We start from the raw sequence: 14,512 nt of genomic DNA on the forward strand, positions 1-14,512 counted from the left end.
CGAGTGAGCGGCGCGGCAGGGCCGCCTGCCATATGGCTTGCCCGCGCTTCGCGCCCGATGCCGGCATCGCTACACTGGATGCAGGTTCGAGCCGCGCCGGGCGCGTTGTCGGGCGTGCAGTATATCGGGCTTGCCGCCGCCCCGCTGGCCGGGACCGCCTGGCGGGCCGGTCGGCGGTCGCGCTCGAACTCCGCGACCTGTGGGTGGGTCGCACCTGTACCTTCGTTCAAGGAGCGTATCGATGACCAAAACCTGGATCCTGGCGGCCGACGCCAGTCGCGCGCGTATCTTCGAAGTGGACGGGCGTACCCGTCTGCGCGAGATCGAATCCTTCGCCCACCCGGAAGGCCGGGCGCAGAATCGCGAAATCAATACCGATGCAGAAGGGCGCTACAACAGCGGCAGCCAGGCGCAGGGGCATTCCAGCCAGCCCAAGCTGGATGCCGCGCAGCACGAGGCTGAACGGTTTTCGCGCAGCCTGGGTGGCTACCTGGAACAGGCGCGGGTGGAGCATCGCTACGAACGGCTCTGCCTGTTCGCCCCGCCACGTTTTCTGGGCCTGATGCGCAGCCAGCTCAGCAAGGAGGCGCAGCGCATGGTGCAGGAGGAAGTCCCCAAGGATATTTCCCAACTGGGCATGCAGGAGATCGCTGACTACCTGAAACGACACGGCACGCTGCACTGAGCGCCCGCGACGAAACGCCCCGCTTGCGGGGCGTTGATCCTTTCACCTGCGACGGCGGAGGGGCCGGGCAGCGGCGGGTCGGTCGCTGCGGATTGCCGCATCGCGGCCAGCTTCCGGCGGCATTGCTCAAAGGCCCTTGCAGCGATCCTTGCTCGCCTGCAGGCGCATTTTCTCGACCACGGCGGCGGAGGCCGGCGTGGCGGCCGGCACCCGGCGCCATTGCGGCTCGATGATGCGCATTCCCACCACCCGCTTCACCACTTCCAGGCAATAGACACCGCCCGCCGCTGGCCACCAGCGGTCGCCGGCGTCTTCGAGAAAACGGGTTTTCTCCAGCCAGCCGTTGCGTTGTATGGGCGGGCGGTAGCAGACGAACTCGCCGCGTCGCGTTTCCAGGCCCAGCAGGGCCAGCCAATCCTTCAGGCGCGGCAGTGCGAGAAAATGGCCTTGCCACGGCAGCTCGGTCCGGCGATGCAGGCGCTTCAGGCCCCAGAGGCTCCACGGATTGAAGCCGGTGATCAGCAGGCGACCTTCCGGCAGCAGCACGCGCTCGGCCTCGCGCAGCACCTGGTGCGGGTCGGCGCAGAAATCCAGCACATGGGGCAGGGCGATCAGGTCCAGCGTCTGGTTGGCGAAGGGCAGTTGCTCGGGAGTGCAGGCAATCTGGCAGCCGGGGGATCGTCCGGCCAGCGCGCGCCACGGCATGCGGTTGGACTTGAGGCAGTCGATGACGGGCAGTTCCAGTTGCAGCGCCTTGTAGCCGAACAGATCGGCGGCGGTACGCTCGAACCAGCCGGCCTCCTCGGCGGCGACGTAGCTGCCTAGCGGGGTATCCAGCCACGCTGCAAAATGCTGGAATGAAGTGGGCGCGTCATCGCAGGCGTTGCCCGGGGAGGAAGTCATGCTGTCGCTCGAAGCCTTGCCGATACTGGAAGACAATTATATCTGGGTTTTGCACGACGGCCGGGCGGCGTTGGCGGTGGATCCTGGCGACGCGGCGCCCCTGGCGGCCTGGCTGCGCCGCCGCGAGCTTGCGCTGGTGGCCGTGCTGGTCACCCATCATCACTCCGACCACGTGGACGGGCTGCCGGTTCTCGCCGCCGATTGGCCAGGATTGACCGTTCATGGCCCCGCCCGGGTGTCCGGGGTGACGAACCCGGTCACTGGCGGTCGCCAGGTCACCGCGCTGGGCATGACGTTCGAGGTGCTGGGCGTGCCGGGCCATACGCTGGATCACGTGGCGTACTGGTCGGCGCCGTGGCTGTTCTGCGGCGACACCCTGTTCGGCGCCGGCTGTGGCCGGCTGTTCGAGGGCGCGCCAGGGCAGATGTTCGATTCGCTGGGCCGGCTGGCCGCCCTGCCGGACGATACGCTGGTGTGCTGTACGCACGAATACACACTGACCAACCTGCGTTTCGCCCGCGAACTGCAACCCGACCATCCGGCGCTGGCCGAGCGCTGGCGGGTGGATGGCGCGCGCCGCGAACGCGGCGAACCGACGCTGCCCTCGACCATTGCGCTGGAACGCGCGACCAACCCTTTCCTGCGCGCCGGCGAGCCGGCCCTGCTGGCGCTGACCGGCACCGACACGCCGCTGGCGGCGTTCACCGAACTGCGGCGACGGCGCAACGGCTTTCGTTGAGTTTTTCGCGGGTGCAAGCCCAGGCGGGCACCCGGTCCATCCCGCATCATCCCGATGGCCGGCCGGCGTTGACAGTGGGCCACCCGCCCCCGCACCATTCGGTAATTGTTTCAAAGCAGTGCATCCCATGAAGTATTGCCTGATCGCCGCCTTGCTGGCGTGCGCCACCGCCGCGCAGGCCGCGCCCAAGCCGGCCGCCCCCACTTCCCCCAGCGTTGCCCAATTCACCGAACCGGTCGATCCCATGGTCGCCGAGCTGCTGTTCGGCGATTACAACCGCGCGTTGTACGACGACCTGTGGAGCCGGATGCGGATCGGTTTCGCCCTGAACGACCTGGACAGCCCGCTGGTCGAGAAATGGGAGAACTACTACGCCAGCCGGCCCGATTACCTGAAGCGCATCGTCGAACGCGGTGGGCGCTATCTGTATTACGTCGCCGCCGAGGTGGAAAAACGCGGCATGCCGATGGAGATCGCGCTGCTGCCGATGATCGAATCGGCCTACAACCCCAAGGCCGAATCGCACGCGCTGGCGGGCGGCATGTGGCAGTTCATTCCCGATACCGGCAAGCGCTACGGCCTGGAGCGCACCTGGTGGTACGACGGCCGCCGCGACGTGGTGGCCTCCACCAATGCCGCGCTCGACTATCTACAGATGCTGTACGGCATGTTCGGCGACTGGCAACTGGCGCTGGCCAGCTACAACTGGGGCGAGGGCGCGGTGGGACGCGCACTGGCCAAAAACCGCGAGGCCGGGCTGCCGCTGACGTACGCCGATATCCGCAAGCCCGCGGAAACCGAGAACTACGTTCCCAAGCTGCTGGCGGTGCGCAACATCATCGCCGACCCCGAAGCCTTCGGCATCGACCTGGGCACCGTGCCCAACGATCCGTATTTCACCGCCATCACCACCGGCAAGCACATGGATGTGCAGGTGGCCGCCGAACTGGCGCAGGTCCCGGTGGACGAGTTGCTGAAGCTGAATCCCGGGTTCATCCGCCCGGTGATCGCCTACAAGGAAGACCGCACCCTGGTGCTGCCGGCCGACAAGGTGGAGGTCTTCAAGCACAATCTCGCCACGTACTCGCAGCCGCTGCTCAACTGGCAGCCCTACGTGACGCGCTCGGGCGAGGGGTTCGACGAACTGGCGCGCGCCTATGGCATCGCACCGGCCGAACTGCGCGAAATCAACGATATCTCCAGCCGTGAGCAGGTGGCGCGCGGCCAGACCATCCTGGTGCCGTTGGCGCCGGGCGTCGATGTGCAGGAGCGGGTGGCGCTGCATGCGCTGGCGGTGAACAAGGTGTCCGATCCGGTCGATACCGGCGAGCAGGACAAGCCGCGCGAAGTGCCGAAGAAATCCGGCCGCTACCGCGTCGGTCGTGGCGACACGCTGTTCAGCATCGCCCAGCGCTTCGACATGACGGTGGAGGAACTCAAGGCCCTCAACGGCATGCGCAGCAACCAGATTCGCGCCGGGCAGCAGTTGAAGGTGGACGGCAAGGCGGCGCCGGCGCACGCGGAAAGCAATGCCAAGGGCAATCGCGGCAACGGCCGCGCCAAGACCTACGTGGTCAAGCGCGGCGATACGCTGTTCGAGATATCGCAGCGCTACAACGTGGCGCTGGCTGACCTGAAGCGCTGGAATCCCCGGCCATTGCGCCCGGGGATGAAGGTCTACGTGGAAAAGCCCTGAACGGTGTCTTCCGGCAAGAAAGCCCATCGCATGCGATGGGCTTTTTTTGTGGTCCGCCAGCCACCCGCGCCGGGTGAGGGTAAAACCGGATGCAAGGTGGGGCGCATGGCGTTAGAATTCATCCAATCATTGGATGATTGGATGCTTGCCATGCTGGAAAAGCCCTCGTTGGTCGATCTCGCCGTCATCGCGCTGCGCGAGCGGATCACCCAAGGCATCTGGCCGCTGGGTACCCGCATTCCCGTGGAGCCCGATCTTGCCGCCTCGCTGGGCATCAGCCGCAATACGGTGCGCGAAGCGGTGCGGGTGCTGGCATTCTGCGGCGTGCTCGACGTGCGGCAGGGCGACGGCACCTATGTCGCCAGCCGTACCGATCCGGTGGCGGCCATCAACGCGCTGTCGCGTGCCTCGCCGCGCGAGCATCTGGAGGCACGCGCACTGCTGGAAATGACCGCCGCGCGGCTGGCGGCGGTGCGTCGCACCGATGCCGACCTGGCCGCATTGCGCGCGGCGCTGGCACAACGCGGCGAGCTGGCCGAATACGCCGACCCCGCCGAATTCGCGCGCCACGACCTGGTCTTCCACCGCGCCACCATCGCCGCCGCGCACAACGCCGTACTGACCGCGCTGTACGACTTCTTCTCCGATGCGATCCGCGAGGGCGTGATCAATTCGGTGCTGGACGAAACGCTCAGCGACCCCGATCTGGCCAGCCATGTTGCTGTCTACGACGCCATTGCCGCCGGCGACGGAGAAGCCGCCGCCGACGCCGCGCGGCTGGTGATCCAGCCGTTGCTGGACGATCTGGCCCGCCGCTAGGGTGAATCGACCTTCAAACATGGGATGCGTTGGTCCGTGGGCCGGATGGCTGCCCGAAGCGCGGCGCCGCAGAGAGCCTTCCTCCTTCGCACCCACGTTTGAAGGTCGATTCACCCAAGGGCGTGTCATCCGCCTTGATGGCCCCGTGCCGAGCGGCACGGGCCACCCATTTTCCGTTTTCAGGAGCCTCCCGCAGTGACCCAACCATTGCACGACTTACCCCAGCCCATCGTCGATGCCGAAATCGACGACGTTCCCCCGCCGCATCCGCCCGCCTTCAACCCGGTGCTGCTGGTGGCCGGCATGATCCTGGTGGGCCTGAATCTGCGCCCCGCGTTGTCCAGCGTGGCGCCGATACTGGGCGCGCTGCGCGCCGACACCGGGCTGGGCGCCACCGCGGCCGGGCTGCTGACGACGCTGCCGGTGCTGTGCCTGGGCCTGGCCGCGCCGCTGGCCCCACGCATGGCGCGACGCTGGGGCGCCGAGCGCACCGCGTTCGGCATCCTGCTGCTGCTGGCCGCGGGGCTGCTGTTGCGCACGGTGCTCGGGCCATCGGTCCTGTTCGTCGGCACCGCCATCGCCGGTGCCAGCATCGGCATCATCGGCGTGCTGTTGCCGGGTATCGTCAAACGCGATTTTCCGCATCACCCCGGAACGATGACCGGGCTATACACCATGGCGCTGTGCCTGGGCGCGGCGATGGCGGCCGGCGCCACCGAGCCGCTGCGGCTGGCGTTCGACAGCCGCTGGCAACCGGCGCTGGCATTCTGGGCGATACCGGCGGTGATCGCCGCGCTGGCCTGGCTGCCGCAACTGCGCCGCGCCGACCATGGCCACCATCGGCAGGGCTATACCGTGACCGGGCTGTGGCGCGACCCGCTGGCCTGGCAGGTGACGATCTACATGGGATTGCAGTCGTCGCTGGCGTATTGCGTGTTCGGCTGGCTGCCCAGCATCCTGGTCGATCGCGGGCTGACCCCGGTGCAGGCGGGCTGGGTGATGTCGGTCTCGGTGCTGCTGCAACTGATCACCGCGCTGGGTGGACCCTGGGCCGCGACGCGGGCGCGCGATCAGCGCGGCGCGATCGCGGTGATGCTGGTGCTGACCTGGGCCGGCTTGCTGGGCTGCCTGTTCGCGCCGTTGTCGCAGCTCTGGCCGTGGGCCATCGTGCTGGGCCTGGGGCAGGGCGGCACCTTCAGCATCGCGCTGACGCTGATCGTGCTGCGCGCGCGCGATCCGCACGTGGCGGCACACCTGTCGGGAATGTCGCAGGGTGTGGGCTACACGCTGGCGGCGTTGGGGCCGTTCGCGGTCGGCGTCATCCATGACCTGAGCGGTAGCTGGGCGCCCCTGGGCGTGTTTTTCACGATCCTGAGCGTGGCGGCGCTGATCGCCGGGCTGGGCGCGGGGCGCAAACGCTACGTGGGCGCGCGCACCATCGAACTGCCGCCCGCCGGGCCATCCGGCTCATAGCCCCACCAGCCGTTCGACTTCCGGGCATTCCGTCACGGTTTCGCCCAGGAAGTCGAGCAGGCGCCGCACCGCCGGCACCAGGCCGCGCCGCGACGGAAACACCGCGTGCACCACGCCGGGGGGCGGTTCCCAGTCGGGCAGCAGCGGCAGCAGGCGCCCGTCGCGCAGCTCGTCGCGGCACATGTAGTCCGGCATCCACGCAATACCCAGGCCGGCCAGCGCGGCGAGCTTGAGCGTCAGCAGATCGTCCGCCACGTAGCGCGGGTGGTGCACGAAGGTATGCTCGACGCCGCCCGGGCCGCGCAGCAGCAGCGTGGCGCGTCCGTCCTGCACCGACATCGCCAGCGTATCCATCCACGACAACTCCTCTGGCCGGGTGGGCTGGCCCTGCCGCGCCAACTGGGCCGGGCTGACCACCAGCACCGAGCGGGTCAGCCCCAGTTGCTTGACCACCAGGCTGCCGCTGTCCGACAGCGTGGCGCGCACGCGCAAGGCGATGTCCACGCCTTCCTCCACCAGATCGACCACCCGGTTGGTGACCCGCATGTCGATCTTGACCTGCGGGTTCTGCGCCAGGAACAGCGGCAGCAAGTGGCCGATGGTGGTCTGCGCCAGCGTGACCGGGCACGCCAGCCGGATGGTGCCGCGCGGTTCGGCGTGCACCTTGGCAACCGTTTCGTCGGCGGCCCGGGCTTCGTCGCGCATCGCGGCGCAATGGCGGTAGTACAGCTCGCCGACCTCGGTGAGCGACAGTTTGCGGGTGGTGCGCTGGAGCAGGCGCACGCCCAGCCGGCCTTCCAGCTCCGCCACGCGCCGCGAGAGCCGCGATTTCGGAATGCCCAGCACGCGCCCGGCGGCGGCAAAGCCGCCGCGTTCGACCACTTCGGCGAAATACAGCATGTCGTTCAGATCCTGCATCGTGGCTCCATTGTCCTGCTGGTGGGACAATCAATTGCAATCTGGCGATCTTATCAGCCAATCGCTCCATGGGCAGAATTCATCTCACACCAACCAACGGCCCACACGCCCCGGAGCACCCATCATGAAACTGCTGCACATCGATTCCAGCGTCCTTGCCGACAATTCCGTTTCCCGCCTGCTGACCGCGCGCATCGCGGCCGAATGGCAAGCGCTGAATCCCGGTGCGCAGGTGAGCTACCTCGACCTGGCGACCGATACGCCCGCCCACCTGTCCGGCGAAATCCTCGGCGCCCGCTTCACGCCGGTGGAAGCGCACAGCGCGCTGCAAAAGGCCGAGACCGAGCGGACCGAAGCCTACCTGGCGCAGTTCCTGGATGCCGACGTGATCGTGGTCGGCGCACCGATGTACAACTTCTCGGTGCCCAGCCAGCTCAAGGCGTGGATCGACCGCATCGCGCAGGCCGGCCGTACCTTCAAGTACACCGAGACCGGCCCGGTCGGCCTGGCGGGTGGCAAGACCGTGATCGTCGCCTCCTCGCGCGGCGGCGTGTACTCGGCCACCGAGGCACTGCGCGCGCTGGACCACCAGGAGGCCTACCTCAAGACCGTATTCGGCTTCATGGGCATCACCGACGTACGCTTCGTGCGTGCCGAAGGGGTGAACCTGGGCGAAGCGAAAAAGGCCGAGGCCCTGGCGGCGGCCGAGAAGGACATCGCCGTCGTCACCGGCTGAGACCGCGTGGCCGGCGGGCTTCGCCGGCCGCCTGGATACTGTTTCCGGATACCAGCGGCGTGATCCGCCGCTGAGCCGTCACCCGATGCCTGGCCACCGCCGGGCATCGTCTTTTGGAGCATCGCGCATGGACCGCGCCCGGGGAGGTTTGCTGTATCTGCTTGAAAGCGCCGCTGCGGCGTGCCCGCTGGGGCAGGGCGAGCGGCTGGAGCCTGGCGATGTTGCGCTGCTTGGCCGCGAACTCGCGGCGCCGGTGCCGCGTGACGGCCTGTGGTTGCCGGGATTTACCGGCCCGGTGGCGCGGCGCTGCAAATGCCAGATCCCCGTATCGTGCGGAGCTGGCGTTCGCGCGCGGGTGGTGTCGGGCGAACTCGATGGCGTGGTCGGGCCGTTGCCGTGGCCGGCGTTGTTCGTCGATGTGTTCCTCGAACCGCTGGCGGTGCTCGCATTGCCGGCTGATGCCGACCTGCGTTTGCTGGATGGCGACATCCAGCGCGAAGGCGGGCAACTGCGCGCGCTGACGCGCACGCATCTGCTGGCATGGCGGCTCGGCGAGGACGATTGCTGAGGCTGCGTTGCGCCGTTGGCACCGGTGGCCGCCGCCAATGGGAGGATGGCCTCGACGATGCTAGAGTGGCGGCATTTTCCAGTCAGCCATGTATCCATGAAAGCCGACCTCGTGATTCGCGCCGCCACGCCGGCTGACTTCGATGCCATCTGGCCGATCTTCCACCAGGTGGTGGCGGCGGGCGATACCTACGCGTATGCGCCCGATACCCCGCGCGCCGAAGCCGAGCGGCTGTGGATGAGCCTGCCGCTGAAAACCTTTGTCGCGGAACTGGCGGGCCAGGTGGTCGGCACCTACTACCTCAAGGCCAACCAGGTGGGCCTGGGCGATCACGTGGCCAATGCGGGCTATATGGTCGCGCAGGCCGCACGCGGGAACGGCGTGGCATCGGCGATGTGCGTCCATTCGCTCGACACCGCGCGGGCGCTGGGGTTTACAGCGATGCAGTTCAATTTCGTCGTCGGGACCAACCAGGGGGCGATCCGGCTGTGGGAACGCCACGGCTTCCAGATCGTCGGCCGCCTGCCCGACGCCTATCGCCATGCGCAATTGGGCAAGGTGCCCGCGCTGGTGATGTACCGCTTCCTATGACTCGCCCGCCCGATACGGGTTGCCCGCCGGTCTGGGTGGTGATGGGCGTATCCGGCAGCGGCAAGACGAGCGTGGGCCTGGGGCTGGCCCAGGCGCTGGGCGCCCGCTTCATCGATGGCGACGATCTGCACCCGCGCGCCAACCTGCTGAAGATGGGTGCCGGGGTTCCGCTGGACGACGAGGATCGCGCGCCCTGGCTGGAGCGGATCAACGATGCGGTATTCAGCCTGGGCCGCCGCCACGAAGCCGGGGTGATCGTGTGCTCGGCGCTGAAGCGGCGGTATCGCGACCGGATCCGCCTGGGCAATGCGCAGGTGGCGTTCGTGTTTCTGGAGGGCGACTACGACACCATCGCCAGCCGCTTGCATGCGCGGCAGGGGCACTACCAGAAAGAGACCATGCTGCGCAGCCAGTTCGACGCACTGGAAATCCCCGGCGCGGACGAGCCGGATGTGCTGCATGTGGCGATCTCCGGCACAGCGTCGCAAGTGCTGGCGCGGGCGCTGGCCGCGGTGCGACGCTAGGGTGAATCGACCTTCAAACGTGGGTGCGAAGGAGGAAGGCCGGATGCAGGGCAAGGCACAACGCAGCCATGCGCCCGGCCTTCGTCCTTCCCTGCGGGTTGGTCCGTGGGCCGGTGTCTGCTTTGTCGCACGGCTTGCAGAGAGGAAGGCTCTCTGCGGCGCCGCGCTTCGCGCAGCCATCCGGCCCACGGACCAACGCATCCCATGTTTGAAGGTCGATTCACCCTAGGCCCGGTTTTCCCGCGAGGCGCCCTGCGACGTGGTTCCCGGCCAGGGTTCATGCGCCAGCGTCAGCAGTGCCAGGCCATCGGCCGATACCTTCAGATAGCCACCGCGCCCTTCGTGCCAGTCGGGCAGCACCCAGCGCGTATGGTCCTGCCCGGTGTGGCGGGCGGGGCGATGGGTGTGGCCATGGATCAGGACATGGGCGTTCGCATTGCATAACGCAGCGTCCACCGCGCCGGGATTGACGTCCATGATGTACGCGGCCTTGTCGCGATTGCTCGCGCTGGACCGGGCGCGGATCTGCGCCGCTTCGCGGTTGCGCCAGCCATACGGCAAGCGGCGCCACAGCCACTGCACCAGCGGGTTGCGCACGATGCGGCGGAATCGCTGGTACGCCGCGTCGTCGGTGCACAGGCTGTCGCCATGCATCAGCAGCAGTCGCTCGCCGAACGGTGCGATCAGCGTGGGGTCGGCCAGGTAGCCCAGCCGCGCTTCGTCGGTAAAGCGCCGGCCGCAGAGGAAATCGCGATTGCCCGCCATGAAAAACACCGCCACGCCGGTGTCGGCCAGCAGCGCGAGCTGGCGCGCGATATCGGCGTAGAACGGATCGTCGAGCTGGTCGTCGCCGATCCAGACCTCGAACAGATCGCCCAGGATGTAAAGCGCCTCGGCCTGCCGTGCGGTATCGGCCAGGAACGCCGAGAAAGCGGCGGTCGTGGCGGGGTCGGCGGGGGACAGGTGCAGGTCCGAGATCAGCAGGGTAGGGCGCGGCATCGGGTGGTTCGGGTCGGGGGTTGCGACATGGTAAAGAAAAACGCGGCTACCGGAGCCGCGTTCTTTGCCCGGGCGAAGCCGTGGCTTATTGCACGACCTCGGCCTTTTGCAGGACCACGTCCTCCACCGGCACATCCTGGTGGAAGCCACGGCTGCCGGTCTTCACGCCCTTGATCGCATCGACCACTTCCTTGCCCTTGCTGACCTTGCCGAACACGGCATAGCCGAAGCCCTGCGGCGTGGGCAGCTGGAAGTTGAGGAAATCGTTGTTGGCGACGTTGATGAAGAACTGCGCCGACGCCGAGTGCGGATCGGGCGTGCGCGCCATCGCCACGGTGTAGGACTCGTTCTTCAGGCCATTGGCGGCTTCGTTCTCGATGGTGGCGCGGGTGGGCTTCTGGTTCATGCCCGATTCGAAACCGCCGCCCTGGATCATGAAGCCGTTGATCACGCGGTGGAACACGGTACCGTCGTAGTGGCCGTCGTTCACGTACTGGACAAAGTTGGCAACGGTCTTGGGTGCCTTGGCCTCGTCCAGCTCCAGCTCGATCTCGCCCATGCTGGTGGTCAGTTTCACAGTGGTCGTCATCGCATCGCTCCTTGGTTTGTCACTTGGCTTTGGCGGGCTTGGCCGCCTTGGTCTCATCCTTGGCCGGCAGTTCGCGGGCGCTCTGGATCACGATCGGCTCGGCCGGCGCATCGCCCGGCATCACCTGCACCTTGGCGATCTCGTCCACCACGTTCATGCCGGAGACCACCTTGCCGAATACGGTATAGCCCCAGCCGTCGAACGACGGATAGTTCAGCGAATCATTGTTCTTCAGATTGATGTAGAACTGGCTGGTGGCCGAATGCGGATCGCCGGTACGGGCCATGGCCACGGTGCCGCGATCGTTCTTCAGGCCGGCTTCCATCGTGGCCTTGGCCTCGTTCTTGATCGGCGCGCGGGTGGGCTTCTGGTCACCCTTGGCGGTATAGCCGCCGCCCTGCACCACGAAGTCGCGCACCACGCGATGGAACACCGTGTCGTCGTAATGCTTGTCCTTCACGTACTGAAGGAAGTTGGCCACGGTGGCGGGCGCTTTCTGCGGATAGAGTTCGAGAACGATCTTGCCCTTGTTGGTTACCAGCTCGACCTGGGGATCGGCGGCCAGGGCGAAACTGGCCGAGAGCAGCAGTGCGGCGCAAAGCAGGGATTTCATAAACTGTCACCGATAGGTAAAAATCGTGGCAATCATAGCACGGGGCCGAGGTAGAATTCCCGGCTCCACCCAGGGAACCCCCATGCTCAAGCTGCCCGCTCTCGACACCGTGATCGCCGAATTCGACACCGTCCTGCGCACGCTGGCCGCGCCTGCCGTCAGCGCCCGTCCCCACCCCGACGCGCACGTCGAGGAAACGGACATGGACGCGATCCAGAAGCGCCACGCAGCCGGGCTGATGCGGGTGAATCATTGTGGCGAGGTATGCGCCCAGGCGTTGTACCAGGGGCAGTCGCTGACCGCGCGCGACCCGGCCGCGCGCGAGGCGCTGCGCGCCGCCGCGCACGAAGAAGTGGAACACCTGGCCTGGACCGAGCGCCGTATCGAAGCGCTGGGCGGGCGCAAAAGCCTGCTCAACCCGCTCTGGTACGCCGGCAGCCTGGCGATCGGCGTCACCGCCGGCCTGATCGGCGACAAATGGAATCTCGGCTTCCTGGCCGAAACCGAACGTCAGGTCGGGGCCCACCTCGCCGGACACCTGCGGCAGTTGCCGCCGCAGGATGCCAAGAGCCGCGCCGTCGTCGAACAGATGCACATCGACGAAACCCACCACGCGGAACTGGCCGACCAACTGGGCGCGGCGCCCCTGCCGGCGCCGGTGAAGGCCCTGATGCGCGCCACTTCCAGCGTCATGACCACGCTGGCCTACCGCATCTGAATCTGCCTGCTCGCAACGATGGCCACCATGCCTAGGGCGAATCGACCTTCAAACGTGGGTGCGAAGGACGAAGGCCGGATGCAGGGCAAGGCGTGTCGAGCGAAGTGGGGTGATCCCCACGAGCGAGGCACAACGCAGCGCTGCGCCGGCCTTCGTCCTTCCCTTCGGGTTGGTCCGTGGGCCGATGTCTGCTTTGTCGCACGGCTTGCAGAGAGGAAGGCTCTCTGCGGCGCCGCGCTTCGCGCAGCCACCCGGCCCACGAACCAACGCATCCCATGTTTGAAGGTCGATTCGCCCTAGTGGCGCATGCCGTTGATGCCTGTCAATCCTCCCTCCGACCTATAAGCGCAAGCTCCCGCTATTCGCCACCTGGGATTTCCGAGCAGTGGGCGGACCAGACCGCCAGCGGAGCCCCGCCTGCTGTTCCAGCTCCCCGCGCGATCGCGTCCTTCCCGCCCTGACGGCTCGTCCCCAAGGTGGCAGCGATTCCAGAAGAGAGGGGAGGTTGTAATGAAGGTCAAGAACAGGTGGTTGATTGCCGCGTCGGGAGTGGGTATCCACATCTCGATCGGCTCGGTCTACGCATGGAGCGTGTTCTCCAAACCCTTGATGTCCCAGATGGGCTGGAGCCTGAAGGAAGTCGGCTTTGCCTTCGGTCTGGCCATTTTCATGCTGGGCATGTCCGCCGCCGTGATGGGGCACGTGGTCGAAAAACGGGGGCCGCGCTTCTCGGGCATCCTGTCCGCCATCTTCTGGTCGGTGGGCCTGCTGGGCGCCGGGGTCGCCGTATCCATCGGCAATCTCTGGATGCTGTACCTCTGTTACGGCGTGATCGGCGGCATCGGCCTGGGCACGGGCTACGTCACACCGGTTTCCACCCTGATGAAATGGTTCCCGGACCGTCGCGGCCTGGCCACCGGCCTCGCGATCATGGGCTTCGGCTTTGCGTCCTTCCTCGGCGCGCCGCTGATGGCCGAGCTGATCCAGACCGTGGGCATCGCCAGCACCTTCTTCATCCTGGGCTCGATCTATGCCGTAGTGATGCTGGCCTCCGCGCTGTATCTGGAGCCGCCGCCCGCCGGCTGGCATCCGGACGGCTTTGCCGAGGCGCTGGCCGAAGGCCGCAAGAAGCCGCAGATGGACCTGATGCCGATGACGGCCAACGAAGCGGTCAAGACCAAGCCGTTCTATGGCCTGTGGCTGATGATGTTCATCAACATCACTTGCGGCATCGCGGTGATCTCGGTGGCATCGCCCATGGCGCAGGAAGTGACCGGCATGAGTGCGCTGGCCGCCGGCGCGGTGGTCGGCATGATCGGCCTGTTCAACGGTGGCGGTCGGCTGGGCTGGGCATCGTTCTCCGATGTGCTGGGGCGCCCCAATACCTATATCGCGTTCTTCGTGATCGAAGTACTCGCCTTCTATCTGCTGCCTTCGCTGACCCAGGTAGTGATGTTCCAGGTGGTGCTGTATCTCATCATGACGTGCTACGGCGGCGGCTTCTCCACGTTGCCCGCGTATATCGGTGATCTGTTCGGCACCAAGCAGGTCAGCGCCATCCATGGCTACGTGCTCACCGCCTGGGCGATGGCCGGTCTGGTGGGGTCGTCTTTCGCCTCGTTCCTGCGCGAAGCCACCGGCAGCTACGCCGCGATGACCACGGTGTTTGCCGTGATCTTCCTGCTGGCATTGACGGTGTCGGTCGCGATGAAGGTCTTCATTCAGCGCGAACTGGCCCGGCGTCACGCCTTGCAGCCGGCGCTGGCGGTGGAGAGCGACGTCGCCTGATCGTCGCGGTACCCGGTTCGAAGGGAAGGGGCGAAGCGCCCTTTCCCTTTGTGTTGCAGGTGTTTGATCAAACCCATCGCTACGGCATTTGTACCGATGGGTTTTATGAAGCACTTTACTGCTCACAAGGCGGTATACGCTTGGCATATTCGC

At 66.8% G+C, this 14,512-nt stretch carries 16 protein-coding genes; 11 read left to right on the top strand and 5 right to left on the bottom strand.

What is annotated here, in order from left to right:
• Positions 1-241: 241 nt before the first annotated feature.
• Entirely contained in the window at positions 242-685 is a 444-nt protein-coding gene (locus FAZ21_RS10680; protein ID WP_136773434.1) for a host attachment protein, read from the top strand.
• Positions 686-811: 126 nt separating this feature from the next.
• Here the strand turns inward: FAZ21_RS10680 and FAZ21_RS10685 are convergent, their stop codons facing one another.
• A complete protein-coding gene (locus tag FAZ21_RS10685; RefSeq protein WP_136773435.1) occupies positions 812-1,588 on the bottom strand; it encodes a class I SAM-dependent methyltransferase in 777 nt (258 codons plus the stop codon).
• Here FAZ21_RS10685 and gloB point away from each other — a divergent pair.
• The 4 genes from gloB to FAZ21_RS10705 all read left to right on the top strand — a co-directional run bounded on the left by gloB (position 1,587) and on the right by FAZ21_RS10705 (position 6,315).
• Entirely contained in the window at positions 1,587-2,327 is a 741-nt protein-coding gene (gene gloB, locus FAZ21_RS10690) for a hydroxyacylglutathione hydrolase (protein WP_136773436.1), read from the top strand. The two genes, FAZ21_RS10685 and gloB, sit on opposite strands and share 2 nt — an antisense overlap.
• 127 nt (positions 2,328-2,454) lie before the next feature.
• Entirely contained in the window at positions 2,455-4,023 is a 1,569-nt protein-coding gene (locus FAZ21_RS10695) for a lytic transglycosylase (RefSeq protein ID WP_136773437.1), read from the top strand.
• A gap of 141 nt (positions 4,024-4,164) precedes the next feature.
• Complete coding sequence (locus tag FAZ21_RS10700) at positions 4,165-4,842, top strand: FadR/GntR family transcriptional regulator (RefSeq protein WP_136773438.1); 678 nt, start codon at positions 4,165-4,167, stop codon at positions 4,840-4,842.
• Between the two features lie 195 nt (positions 4,843-5,037).
• Positions 5,038-6,315: a CynX/NimT family MFS transporter gene (locus FAZ21_RS10705; RefSeq protein WP_136773439.1), complete on the top strand. Its 1,278-nt coding sequence runs from the start codon at positions 5,038-5,040 to the stop codon at positions 6,313-6,315.
• Here FAZ21_RS10705 and FAZ21_RS10710 read toward each other — a convergent pair.
• Positions 6,310-7,233 (bottom strand): LysR substrate-binding domain-containing protein, encoded by a 924-nt coding sequence (locus FAZ21_RS10710; RefSeq protein WP_136773440.1) that lies wholly within the window; start codon positions 7,231-7,233, stop codon positions 6,310-6,312. The two genes, FAZ21_RS10705 and FAZ21_RS10710, sit on opposite strands and share 6 nt — an antisense overlap.
• Before the next feature lie 124 nt (positions 7,234-7,357).
• Between FAZ21_RS10710 and FAZ21_RS10715 the strand changes: the two genes are divergently transcribed.
• The 4 genes from FAZ21_RS10715 to FAZ21_RS10730 all read left to right on the top strand — a co-directional run bounded on the left by FAZ21_RS10715 (position 7,358) and on the right by FAZ21_RS10730 (position 9,652).
• Positions 7,358-7,969, top strand: coding sequence for an FMN-dependent NADH-azoreductase (locus tag FAZ21_RS10715; protein ID WP_136773441.1), 612 nt, complete (start codon positions 7,358-7,360; stop codon positions 7,967-7,969).
• Positions 7,970-8,096: 127 nt separating this feature from the next.
• Positions 8,097-8,537: a pirin family protein gene (locus tag FAZ21_RS10720; protein ID WP_136773442.1), complete on the top strand. Its 441-nt coding sequence runs from the start codon at positions 8,097-8,099 to the stop codon at positions 8,535-8,537.
• A 96-nt stretch (positions 8,538-8,633) separates the two neighbouring features.
• A complete protein-coding gene (locus tag FAZ21_RS10725) occupies positions 8,634-9,128 on the top strand; it encodes a GNAT family N-acetyltransferase (protein WP_136773443.1) in 495 nt (164 codons plus the stop codon).
• A complete protein-coding gene (locus tag FAZ21_RS10730; RefSeq protein ID WP_136773444.1) occupies positions 9,125-9,652 on the top strand; it encodes a gluconokinase in 528 nt (175 codons plus the stop codon). The genes FAZ21_RS10725 and FAZ21_RS10730 overlap by 4 nt, the downstream gene beginning before the upstream one ends.
• A 225-nt stretch (positions 9,653-9,877) precedes the next feature.
• Here FAZ21_RS10730 and FAZ21_RS10735 read toward each other — a convergent pair whose 3' ends face one another.
• From FAZ21_RS10735 to FAZ21_RS10745, 3 genes are all read right to left on the bottom strand, one after another.
• Positions 9,878-10,651 carry a UDP-2,3-diacylglucosamine diphosphatase gene (locus FAZ21_RS10735; protein WP_136773445.1) on the bottom strand — a complete coding sequence of 258 codons (774 nt, stop codon included), beginning with the start codon at positions 10,649-10,651 and terminating at the stop codon, positions 9,878-9,880.
• Between the two features lie 85 nt (positions 10,652-10,736).
• The gene (locus tag FAZ21_RS10740) at positions 10,737-11,240 is read right to left on the bottom strand and encodes a peptidylprolyl isomerase (RefSeq protein ID WP_136773446.1); all 504 of its coding nucleotides are present in this window, start codon (positions 11,238-11,240) and stop codon (positions 10,737-10,739) included.
• A gap of 19 nt (positions 11,241-11,259) precedes the next feature.
• Positions 11,260-11,853 (bottom strand): peptidylprolyl isomerase, encoded by a 594-nt coding sequence (locus tag FAZ21_RS10745; RefSeq protein ID WP_136773447.1) that lies wholly within the window; start codon positions 11,851-11,853, stop codon positions 11,260-11,262.
• Positions 11,854-11,935: 82 nt separating this feature from the next.
• Here FAZ21_RS10745 and coq7 point away from each other — a divergent pair, with 82 nt between their 5' ends.
• Positions 11,936-12,571 (top strand): 2-polyprenyl-3-methyl-6-methoxy-1,4-benzoquinone monooxygenase, encoded by a 636-nt coding sequence (gene coq7 / locus FAZ21_RS10750; RefSeq protein ID WP_136773448.1) that lies wholly within the window; start codon positions 11,936-11,938, stop codon positions 12,569-12,571.
• A 510-nt stretch (positions 12,572-13,081) separates the two neighbouring features.
• Positions 13,082-14,359, top strand: a complete 1,278-nt coding sequence (locus FAZ21_RS10755) for an L-lactate MFS transporter (RefSeq protein ID WP_136773449.1) — start codon at positions 13,082-13,084, stop codon at positions 14,357-14,359.
• Positions 14,360-14,512 lie beyond the last annotated feature (153 nt).

Origin of the sequence: Chitiniphilus eburneus (genome assembly GCF_005048205.1) — a bacterium.
GTDB classification, from domain to species: Bacteria; Pseudomonadota; Gammaproteobacteria; order Burkholderiales; family Chitinibacteraceae; genus Chitiniphilus; species Chitiniphilus eburneus.